At 41.4% G+C, this 9,648-nt stretch carries 12 protein-coding genes, 2 tRNA genes and 1 pseudogene; 11 read left to right on the top strand and 4 right to left on the bottom strand.

The window, feature by feature from the left end; all coding sequences use genetic code 11:
• Window positions 1-157: 157 nt before the first annotated feature.
• From CQ839_RS24295 to CQ839_RS24285, 6 genes and pseudogenes are all read left to right on the top strand, one after another.
• Window positions 158-1,564 carry an ATP-dependent endonuclease gene (locus tag CQ839_RS24295; protein WP_181016332.1) on the top strand — a complete coding sequence of 469 codons (1,407 nt, stop codon included), beginning with the start codon at window positions 158-160 and terminating at the stop codon, window positions 1,562-1,564.
• Between the two features lie 233 nt (window positions 1,565-1,797).
• A complete protein-coding gene (locus CQ839_RS24290; RefSeq protein ID WP_219817846.1) occupies window positions 1,798-2,076 on the top strand; it encodes a DUF433 domain-containing protein in 279 nt (92 codons plus the stop codon).
• 443 nt (window positions 2,077-2,519) lie between these two features.
• Window positions 2,520-2,643, top strand: a tRNA-OTHER gene (locus tag CQ839_RS25390).
• Window positions 2,644-2,903: 260 nt separating this feature from the next.
• Window positions 2,904-3,026, top strand: a pseudogene (locus CQ839_RS25385).
• A gap of 64 nt (window positions 3,027-3,090) precedes the next feature.
• Window positions 3,091-3,227 (top strand) — tRNA-OTHER (locus CQ839_RS25380).
• Between the two features lie 66 nt (window positions 3,228-3,293).
• Entirely contained in the window at window positions 3,294-4,898 is a 1,605-nt protein-coding gene (locus tag CQ839_RS24285; RefSeq protein ID WP_103670884.1) for a TROVE domain-containing protein, read from the top strand.
• Between the two features lie 31 nt (window positions 4,899-4,929).
• On the opposite strand, the gene CQ839_RS24280 is transcribed toward CQ839_RS24285, so the two are convergent.
• Window positions 4,930-6,306 (bottom strand): NAD(P)/FAD-dependent oxidoreductase, encoded by a 1,377-nt coding sequence (locus CQ839_RS24280; RefSeq protein ID WP_103670883.1) that lies wholly within the window; start codon window positions 6,304-6,306, stop codon window positions 4,930-4,932.
• A gap of 312 nt (window positions 6,307-6,618) precedes the next feature.
• Between CQ839_RS24280 and CQ839_RS24275 the strand changes: the two genes are divergently transcribed.
• The gene (locus CQ839_RS24275; RefSeq protein WP_146048808.1) at window positions 6,619-7,113 is read left to right on the top strand and encodes a hypothetical protein; all 495 of its coding nucleotides are present in this window, start codon (window positions 6,619-6,621) and stop codon (window positions 7,111-7,113) included.
• Between the two features lie 188 nt (window positions 7,114-7,301).
• Here CQ839_RS24275 and CQ839_RS25855 read toward each other — a convergent pair whose 3' ends face one another.
• Entirely contained in the window at window positions 7,302-7,427 is a 126-nt protein-coding gene (locus CQ839_RS25855) for a hypothetical protein (protein WP_258040866.1), read from the bottom strand.
• Between the two features lie 63 nt (window positions 7,428-7,490).
• Here CQ839_RS25855 and CQ839_RS24270 point away from each other — a divergent pair, with 63 nt between their 5' ends.
• The 4 genes from CQ839_RS24270 to CQ839_RS24255 are packed head-to-tail and all read left to right on the top strand — an operon-like array spanning window position 7,491 to window position 8,817.
• Window positions 7,491-7,715, top strand: coding sequence for a hypothetical protein (locus CQ839_RS24270; protein WP_103670881.1), 225 nt, complete (start codon window positions 7,491-7,493; stop codon window positions 7,713-7,715).
• Window positions 7,708-8,076, top strand: coding sequence for a type II toxin-antitoxin system PemK/MazF family toxin (locus CQ839_RS24265; protein WP_103670880.1), 369 nt, complete (start codon window positions 7,708-7,710; stop codon window positions 8,074-8,076). The genes CQ839_RS24270 and CQ839_RS24265 overlap by 8 nt, the downstream gene beginning before the upstream one ends.
• 58 nt (window positions 8,077-8,134) lie before the next feature.
• The gene (locus CQ839_RS24260) at window positions 8,135-8,467 is read left to right on the top strand and encodes a DUF433 domain-containing protein (protein ID WP_103670879.1); all 333 of its coding nucleotides are present in this window, start codon (window positions 8,135-8,137) and stop codon (window positions 8,465-8,467) included.
• Window positions 8,464-8,817, top strand: coding sequence for a DUF5615 family PIN-like protein (locus CQ839_RS24255; RefSeq protein WP_103670878.1), 354 nt, complete (start codon window positions 8,464-8,466; stop codon window positions 8,815-8,817). The genes CQ839_RS24260 and CQ839_RS24255 overlap by 4 nt, the downstream gene beginning before the upstream one ends.
• A gap of 59 nt (window positions 8,818-8,876) precedes the next feature.
• Here CQ839_RS24255 and CQ839_RS24250 read toward each other — a convergent pair whose 3' ends face one another.
• Window positions 8,877-9,173, bottom strand: coding sequence for a hypothetical protein (locus CQ839_RS24250; protein ID WP_103670877.1), 297 nt, complete (start codon window positions 9,171-9,173; stop codon window positions 8,877-8,879).
• Window positions 9,166-9,417 (bottom strand): hypothetical protein, encoded by a 252-nt coding sequence (locus tag CQ839_RS24245; protein ID WP_103670876.1) that lies wholly within the window; start codon window positions 9,415-9,417, stop codon window positions 9,166-9,168. Before CQ839_RS24245 ends, CQ839_RS24250 begins: the two co-directional genes overlap by 8 nt.
• Window positions 9,418-9,648: the final 231 nt, after the last annotated feature.

Here is a 9,648-nt window from a genome sequence, read left to right as displayed (position 1 = left end):
TCTGATATTGCTGTTTCATTTGTTACGGTTTCATCTCCTGATTAATATCTAATTTACCTTCCCCTACCCTTTTTATGCAACAACGCCCATAGACATTATAAATAAAAAGGGGCAAGGTATCTCTGATGCAAAGATGAACAGAATTAGAGAATGTATTATGAATAGCTCTGATAAAGCATTACAAATTTTAAAGCAAGTTCCAATTCACTCTGAAAATAATACACCTACAAGAGTCTATATTCCTGTTTTACGAGGCTTACGCCCAATCGATGCAGAGCGCTCGGATTTATATGCAGAGCAAACAAAAAAAGATTATTTTTCTACTGACATTAGTTCTCCGCCTGAAGTATTTACGGGACTGTCACTTTACGACGATATTATGGCAATGTTACTGGGAAATAATAAGCAAAGGAAAAAAATTGCTGAATATCAAGAATTTATTACTAAAATATTCTTTGAGAATAAGCCTGTCACACTAATTCCTAGCCTAGAAGAAAAAGCAGTTATTGTAAAAATAGGCAATGAAAAAGAGCGTCCTATTTTCCATTTAGGTGATGGGATTCAGTCAGCTATTATAATGTCTTTTCTTCCATTTATCAGAGAAGAACCAACTTTCTTCTTCATTGAAGAGCCTGAAATATATTTGCATCCTGGACTACAGCGAAAGATTCTTGACTTTTTTGCTGCACAAAGTAGACATACATTTTTTCTAACCACCCACTCTAATCATTTTCTTGATTTAACTATTGATGTTAAAGATGTCAGTATATTTACATTTCGCAAGAAATTATCTCAAGAAGAAGAAACCGATGAGCAAACACCAACCTTTATAGTGGAATCCGTTGAAAGTGGAAATAGTAGCTCATTGGAATTATTAGGAGTGAGAAATTCTTCTGTATTTCTTGTCAATGCAACAATCTGGGTTGAAGGTATTACGGACAGATGGTATCTTCGCAAAATGCTTAATTCCTATATGGAATACCTAAAAGAGGATGGCTCTTTAAGTTTGACATTAGAGGAAGATGTCCATTACTCATTTGTTGAGTATGGAGGAAATAATATTACTCATTGGTCATTTTTAGATAATGAAGAGCATCCTATTGAAATTGATCGACTTTGTGCAAAAGCTTTAGTCATAGTAGATAAAGATGGAGATACAAAACTTGCCCGTAAAGACAAACTTAATAGGCTTCTTGGTAAACGATTGGTTGTTTTACCTGCTAGAGAGATAGAAAATCTTCTTCCTTATAATGTTATTAAAGAAGTCATTCTTGAATATGAAAAGAATCCAAACCTACAACTTCCAGATAAATCTTATAGCTCATATCAAAATCATTATTTAGGAACATTTATCGAGGAGCAAGTTTTTAAGGATCAACCTTATTCCCGTAAAGGAGGCTATAAACACTGTTCAGGCTCTACGAAAAAGATAGCGGGAACTATAAGCAACAAACCCAGTTTCTGTAATAAAGCCCTACCCAAAATCCGCTACCAAGATCTTCCTCGGTCTACACAAGAAGTAATTCAGAAAATTTATAAGTTCATCAAAGATCAAAATTCGTAAAAATAAGGGCTGATAGACTACGAAGAGATCTCCCTTAATTTTCTGAAAGCTCAAATAGCGATTATTAACTAAAATCTCGTTTTAAGTAACTGTCAAGCTTTGCAGAGCGATTAGATACTGATGATTTAGGCGATCCGTCCAGTAAATGTAGTGATAGGCGATATAAAATATAAACATGATAAGAGGATGAGCATCATGGCGATCGCATTTGATGCTTAAAACAAAAAAAAGTTATGAAACAAGAAGAACTTCTAAACCGAATCTCGATTAACCCTAATATCTGTTTTGGAAAACCCTGTATTCGCGGACATCGCATCTGGGTATCCCTAATTCTCGACTTTCTCGCCAGTGGTACTAGCATCCCTGAACTACTAGAAGAATATCCCCAACTGCAACCAGAAGACATTTATGCTTGCATTGCCTATGGAGAAGCGAGCATTACAGCGGGAGAATATCACGGGAAATCTTTGGATCATTTAGCGTGGGCTCATCCGCATTTATCAACCAACTAAAGAGTAAAAATAATTGCGATCACTTTGGGATGTAGTGAGCAATATAAAATATAGCGCTTTGTGCTGCCATAAAACCCAGTGAAATTTAAAAAATTTCACTGGGTTTTACGATAGAAAAAGAATTGGCTAAATAAATTTGCGATCGCTATTGCATTCTTGTAGTACGTGTAGTATAAATGTAGTGCAGCGTAGTTCAAGCGCGTAGAACGCCTAACCTGATTGATACTACAAGTACTACTCAAGTAGTTGTGTAGCAATTGGGAAAGGAGATGCAGCCTCGCGAACTGCTGAATTCCTTTATGCAATGACTTGCCTATCTGGGCTGAAGCATTCAGGGTTATTGCTACCAGATAGGTGCTGCTTGTTCGTAAGTGGCATCTATCACCAAACCAAAACTCTCATTTTAAATTTTGCCATAGGCAAAATTTAAATTCGCTAAATATTGACGGGTAGCTCAGTGGTAGAGCATTGAAAACATCCTTTTTCGTCACTTACCTGCAAAGGTCGCAGATTTAGGGTTATCGCCTGAAACGCCAAGTGTCGGGGGTTCGAGTCCCTCTCCGTCAATTGGGAGTTTGATTTTGAGTAATGTTTTGGAGAGATAGTTATGCGATCGCAATCGAAACTTCTCTTTGCCCTAGATTACTATGTGGCGCTTTGCGCCATGTAGTAATTAAAGGGACGAATTGGCTAGGGTTATCGCTTTGGTTGCATCACCTCCATGAGGTGATTGGGTTCAATCCCCAAAATCCCTTCCTAAACTAGATGTTTTGCCTGCTGGTTGCCATCTCTCCTTAATAAAGTCCAAAATCAAAATTCCAATCTTGGGGTGGATAGTTCAACTGGTAGAACGCACTTTTGCCCGTAAGGGACGCAGACTTTAAGGTTATCGCTTCTAACGATCTCCCCCTTTATGTCGCGAGATGTGGGTTCGAGTCCCATTCCACCCCCTCTAAAAGTTTTTAGTTGTTAGCGCTTAGCTGTTAGCGATTAGCTTTTAGTTGTTCAAATTCTCGGCAGGTGGCGAAAATTGGTAAACGCACTTGACAAATATCCTTTATAGAAACCCTTGTCTGCAAAGACCGAACTGTAGAGGGTTATCGGGATCAAATAATCGAAAGATTTTGTAGGTTCGAGTCCTACCCTGCCGATTCCTTCTCTTTGGTCGAGGCGAAGGAAGTTCTCTTTAACTTTTCCCTGACGGGACGGAGAATGTCATGTCTTATAAATTTTTATTCCAGAAACCCAAAGGTACACCTCAAACTCAAGCGATCGCAGGTCGTGAAGCCGAAATGATCCAAGGGCGATCGGGTGGCTTTGCCTTTGATGCGGTTATCTGGCGCATGTTGCGGCGTTGCTTGCTGATTGGTACGGCTCAAAGCACCTACTACGCTGGCAAGCACGAACTGTCCGCCGATTTCATCGATACGGTGCAGAAATGTGTCGCCGCAGATGCCGATCGCGTGGCGAGCGAAATTCTCTATGCTAGCGATGGTCGGGCGGTAAATAACAGCGCTCCCATTCTGGCTCTAGTCTTGCTATCGATGGGCGACAGCCAAGCGGCGAAACGGAACTTTATGGAAATATTTCCCCAAGTTGTCCGCACGGGTAGCCACTTCTATGAATGGATGAACTACACCAAGTCCATGCGTGGCTTCGGTAAAGTCATTCGTGAAAGCGGTAAGGCATGGCTCTCCAATCCCGACACCAAGGCGCTAGCCTACCAGTTGCTGAAGTATCAACAACGGCAAGGTTTCTCGCACCGTGATGCGTTGCGTTTGTTTCATGTCAAGCCTGAAACCGACGATCAACAAGCGCTCTATCAATGGGTAATCAAGGGTTGGGATGAACTTCCTTCGCAAATTCCATCGGATGCGCTGGCGCAAATCTGGTGGTATGAATGGCTAAAGCGTCACCCTGACAAGACCCATGAAGCGATCGCGAAAGGTAAACTCACCCATGAAATGGCGGCTCCCATTGGACAGATGGATGTGCGTGCGTGGCAGTTGCTCTTTAACGAAATGCCCATCGGTGCGCTATTGCGGAACCTTGGTTCTTTGACGGAACTTGGTGTCTTGACTACAAAGAATAAGGACAACTTGAAGCGTGTTGCCAATGTGTTGAACAATCGCGATCGCTTGAAGAAGGGACGCATTCACCCCATTGATGTTTTGAAAGCTCTCAAAACCTATCAGTCGGGTGGTGCGCTCGGACGTAGCCAAAAGACTTGGCAACCTATTCCGCGCATTGTCGATATTCTGGAAACTGCTCTGGAAATGTCCTTCGATGCGATCGCGCCTACGGGTGCGACTTTCCTCCATGCGATCGATGTGTCGGGTTCGATGTCTTACTACACCGTTAGTTCTATTGGCTTGACATGCTGCGAAATTGCGGCAACGATGGCTTTGGCAACGGTGAAGGCGGAAACCAACTACGCGATCCGTGGATTTGCGACCGACTTCCGCGATTTGGGAATCACCAAAAAGGATTCCTTCACATCGGCAATGCAAAAGGCAACGAACCAAAACTTCGGTGGTACGGATGCATCGGTGGCTTACGATTGGGCGATTAAGAATAAGTTCTATGCGGATGTGTTCTGCTTCTGGACTGATTCCGAATCTTGGGCAGGTCGTCGTCATCCTAGCGAAGCCTTGGCAGAATATCGCCGCAAGGTGAACGCTAATGCGAAGGCAATCTATGTGACCTTGGCTCCCTACAAGCTCTCGCTAGTCGATCCCAAAGATCCTAATTCTTGGGATATGGGAGGTTTCGATCCTGCAATGCCCCGTGCAATCCAAATGGTAGCAATGGGTGAAGTCTAAAAAAAGGAGTCGCAAAGCGACTCCTTTTTTATTAGGCAACCTCGGCTGGTTCCCTTGTTTCTAATGAAAGCCCACCAGCACGGATTCCTTCCATTTCCTCTAACACCTGCAAGTATCTGCCTGTAATAATTCTCGCGCCACGGCGATGGGTAAAATAGTTCCATCCCCATTGAACCATCACAAGAAGCTTATTATCAAATTCAATCAGATAATAAACATGCACAAACGTCCAAATAAACCATGCTAACCAACCCTTCAAACGGATAAACTTAAAGTCCACAACCGCTTCATGGCGACCAATTACAGCTAGGCTACCAAAATCCCAATACTTGAATTTTGAGGGTTCCTTTTCTTTTACCTTCGCCTCAATATGATGCGCGACATATTCGCCCTGCTGCATCGCCACAGGTGCAACCCCCGGCAGTGGGCGATCGCCTTGGTGGGGATAGTTCGCCAAGTCACCAATCACATATACATTGGGATAATTTGCGATCGACATATCAGGCTGGACGATTACCCGACCAACTCGGTCTAGTTCCGCATTTAGGCGATCGCCTAATACTTGACCCATCGGGGAAGCCTTTACACCCGCCGCCCAGAGAATCGTTTGCGCTTGAATTTGCTCAACTTGCTCACCACATTTGAAGGTAACAATATGATCCTCAATATTTGTCACCATCGCACTAGTCTTGACTTCCACTCCTAACTTCAGGAGAGACTGTTTCGCTGCCTCAGAGAGTTCTGCATGGTATGGAGGCAATACGCGATCGGTTCCTTCAATCAAGATAATTCGCGCTTTCTTGGTGTCAATATTCGTGAATTCATCACTGAGAGTGCGATGGGCAAGCTCGGCTAAGGTACCCGCGAGTTCTACGCCTGTTGGGCCTCCACCGATGACCACAAAGTTCATCAATGCTTCTTTAAACTTGGAATCATGGGTCTTTTCGGCGGCTTCAAAAGCGCTCAGGATGCGGCGACGCATATTAATCGCATCTTCAATGGTTTTTAATCCAGGGGCTTGCTCTGACCATTGATCGTTACCAAAGTAATGGTGACTGACTCCTGTTGCCACGATCAGCGAGTCATAGCTTATGTCTAAGTGATTTTTTAATTTAACTACCTGCGCTTGGGGATCAATATCTAGCACTTCGCCCATCACGACGCTGGTATTTTTGTTTTCGGCAAGGACTGCCCGCAATGGTGAAGCGATATCGGCGGGGGAGAGGCTGCCTGTGGCGACTTGGTAAAGTAGGGGCTGGAAGAGGTGAAAGTTACGTTTGTCGATGAGGGTGACTTTAACGGGAACCTTTGATTTGCCTAGCTTTTGGGCGGCATATAGTCCCCCAAAGCCACCGCCAATAATAACAACATGATGTGGTGCGCTTTCATTTTGAGTACTTAGAGACATGGTAAGTATTTGATTAGGTGTGCTTATTTTGCTGGTGGCATCTTTAAAAAATTATTATATATGTAAATAAAAATATCTTTTTGTATCTTTTTGTTCTGGAAAAGTTTTGTCTAAAAATCTTCTGTCTAAGTACACCGATTTAGTCACTTAAACAGAAAGTTCCTATTTAACCATTCTAAAAAAGAATCTTAGTCAGAAAGTTTATGTTTTTGCCATGTACATTTAGATCATTAGGCAAGTCAATTTTCCGTCTAATTACTATAACTAATCTCGTTTTGGGCTTGATGCTCTACTATCGTTAAATTAAAGCGCTTGCAAGAAAAGCAAAATTTCAAATTTTGGAGACAAAAAATGGGAGCAAACCCTTGGTTATATCTTGTCAATTATCAGCCAGATATTAATTCAGTATTACAAACATTGAGACATCGAGAGTTTCAATCAGGGCGCTATTTTCCAGCAATTGACTATGTTTTTTTTCCCTTACGTCCTGATCATCCTAGTCTAGGCGCTCAACATGATTCTATAGAGGCTGCTATTGAAGATGCTGGTGCTGATGGAACACAAACCATACTTGACATACGAGAAATATCTAACGAGAGATTGCCCAGCACAGCCTCTCCACTTGAGCCAATTGAACTTATAAGTGTATTTGGAACTGAAATGCCAAGCATCGACATGGTAGCGGATACTGATGAGATTCCAAATGAAATATTTGACTTTATTGGAAGAGGACAGTCAGTCTACATTGTTTTGTATGAAAATGGTCAACCAGAAAAAATATTATTTATTGGATATTCGTATGATTGATACAATGCGCTACTTCCGTTATGGAAGCACAAGTGCGATCGCTGATCTTGTCGTATCTGTTCATGAAATGTAACACACTTTTTAATACTAACTGTTTGTGCGAATAGCGCGAACGACGATCTTGTAGGGTTCGTTCATGAAATGTAACGCACCTTATTTAATGCAAAATATTTGTGTGTTACGCTCTGCTAACACACGCTACGAGGTTGGGTATTTGTTTCCAATTTCTTGAGTGCGATCGCCAATTTTGTATTGCGATCGCCAATTTTGTATTGCGATCGCCGCTTTGCTGGGTTATGTTCATGCGTTGACAATTGCTATAGGATTAAGTAGTATGACAATACAATCCTACTAAACTATTGTAGGCAAATTAAGCAATGAGTAAAAAAGTCAGCATCACCTTAGATGATGAAATCCTCAACTTTGTAGATCGCTTAGCAAGCAATCGCAGCAGTTTTATCAACGACATTCTCTGGAAAGAGAAGCAGAGGATTTTTATGAAAGAACTGGAAAATGCTTATAAAGAACAAGCAAACGATCCAATCTTTCAAGAAGAGATTTCTGTTTGGGACGTTACTGTGGAAGATGGTTTAAATGCCTAATGGAACCTTAACCTATAAGCGAGGAGAAATATGGTGGGTCGATCTGAACCCAATTGTCGGCAGTGAGACTGGCAAAGAACGTCCTTGCTTAATATTGCAAAATGACATTGGCAATCAAAATGGATTAACCACCATAGTCGCGCCATTACTGCCTAATAAAAAAACTTATCCATTCGTTGTGAATGTTGCACCGACCGCCCAGAATGGACTAAGTGGCGATCGCCATATTAATTTGAGTCAAATGAGGGCTGTAGATGCTCGAAGAATCAAGAATAAACAGGGTGTTTTAGAAGATATCTATTGGAAAGAAATTGCGAAGGCTGTATCTATTGAGCTTGGCTTCAATGACTTCACATCTTAACTGCTAGACAGACAAGCGATCGCTTAAAATAGTTACATAAAGAGTAGCCAAAAACTTTATGACCGCAGCACCAACCTTAGCAAAACGATATATCGAGCAACGCGATCGAGGATACTGGATCGAAGAAACCCGTATTTCTCTTGATTCAGTTGTTTATGCCTTTTTGAATGGTAAATCACCTGAAAGCATTGCCCAAGACTTTCCATTACTCTCATTAGAACAGGTTTATGGAGCGATCGCCTTTTATCTTGCCAGCCGAGAGTTAATTGACGCATATCTAAAAGAAGGTGAAGAAGAATTTGAGAAATTGCAAAAATCCTGTAGACAAAAGAATCCGATTCTGTATCAAAAGTTGAAAACTGCTCAAACCCAGAAGCTAATCAAATCATGACAGCAGTTCACTTTCAAGCAGATGCTGACCTTAATCAAGCAATTGTTACTGGCGCGTTACGCAGACAACCCAATCTGAGTTTTCAATCAGCTTATACAACAGGGCTGGAAGGCAAGAAAGACCCAGAAGTATTAGCAATAGCAGCGCAAGACGGGAGACTACTTGTGACCCACGATCGCAAAACGATGCCTGCTGAATTTGGCGAATTTATCATGACAAAAAACAGTTCAGGGGTTTTGATTCTTTCCCAGAAATTGCCAGTTAGTGACGCAATTGATGCACTTATCCTCATTTGGGAAGCCTCTACTGCTGAAGAATGGATTAATCAAATAATGTCCATCCCATTCTAAGTAGCTAAAAGATTTAGGATGAGTGCGATCGCTAATTTTGTAATGCGATCGCTGATTGCTCAGTAGGCTGAATCATGCTCGGAATGCAAAGATAAAAATCTTAGATAATCACCTTCCCGCACAGCAACGGCTCGACATTTTTGAGTAATTCTCAAACTATAGAGTTTTTCACCATTTTTTCCTTGCTTAGAACGAATCAATTCCCATTTTAAGCCCTGATCTTTGTACAATTGCTCCCAAGTCAATTGAGAAACCTTTCTGAGGATTTTTAAGGCTGCAAGAGCCTCAGATTTCTGCAAAACAAACAAGTCTTGTTGAAAAATAGGATTATTTAGATCAAGTAAAATCCTACTCATTTTTCAATAATTGAGCTTCTAATGAGTCTAGATTCAATAACTGAGGGGGATGATTATGATTCCACTGTAGAGCATTATCTAGTTTCTTCGAGAAAGAATCTTCATGTACCCAACTTTCAGAAGGAAATGATTGCTTCAATAGAAGATTGTAAAACGCTTCCCATTCTTTACCCCACTGCTCCAAATTAATGACAACGGCAGTCTTCTCTCCTTGATCATCTATGATATATTCAATGCCTTTCATAGGAAAAAATAGCAGTAATTTCAGTAAATTGTATCATTTTTGACCTTGGAAATAGCTAGGACAAATCAAAACCCAAATTAATAAAGGCGGAGATTTGCTCCGCCTTTATTAATTTGGGTTTTATGTCCTAAGCAAAGCTTACATCCCACATTCCGCTCTCAAAATAAGTAAAAAAACAATTAGGAATCAGGGAGAGGGAGAAGATAATAGCGACGACAAGCGGAGGGAAAG

It is taken from the genome of Pseudanabaena sp. BC1403 (assembly GCF_002914585.1).
Classification (GTDB): Bacteria; Cyanobacteriota; Cyanobacteriia; order Pseudanabaenales; family Pseudanabaenaceae; genus Pseudanabaena.
Note: the sequence above shows the minus strand (reverse complement) of the source record. Positions and strands in the feature narration are given on the sequence as shown.

Bases quoted from the DNA above. Each gene is read 5' to 3' on its own strand.
- CQ839_RS24260 (WP_103670879.1), top strand. From the start codon at position 8,135: ATGACCGCAGCACCAACCTTAGCAAAACGATATATCGAGCAACGCGAT.
- CQ839_RS24245 (WP_103670876.1), bottom strand. From the start codon at position 9,417: ATGAAAGGCATTGAATATATCATAGATGATCAAGGAGAGAAGACTGCC.
- CQ839_RS24270 (WP_103670881.1), top strand. From the start codon at position 7,491: ATGAGTAAAAAAGTCAGCATCACCTTAGATGATGAAATCCTCAACTTT.
- CQ839_RS24250 (WP_103670877.1), bottom strand. From the start codon at position 9,173: ATGAGTAGGATTTTACTTGATCTAAATAATCCTATTTTTCAACAAGAC.
- CQ839_RS24295 (WP_181016332.1), top strand. From the start codon at position 158: ATGAATAGCTCTGATAAAGCATTACAAATTTTAAAGCAAGTTCCAATT.
- CQ839_RS24285 (WP_103670884.1), top strand. From the start codon at position 3,294: ATGTCTTATAAATTTTTATTCCAGAAACCCAAAGGTACACCTCAAACT.
- CQ839_RS24265 (WP_103670880.1), top strand. From the start codon at position 7,708: ATGCCTAATGGAACCTTAACCTATAAGCGAGGAGAAATATGGTGGGTC.
- CQ839_RS24290 (WP_219817846.1), top strand. From the start codon at position 1,798: ATGAAACAAGAAGAACTTCTAAACCGAATCTCGATTAACCCTAATATC.
- CQ839_RS24255 (WP_103670878.1), top strand. From the start codon at position 8,464: ATGACAGCAGTTCACTTTCAAGCAGATGCTGACCTTAATCAAGCAATT.
- CQ839_RS24280 (WP_103670883.1), bottom strand. From the start codon at position 6,306: ATGTCTCTAAGTACTCAAAATGAAAGCGCACCACATCATGTTGTTATT.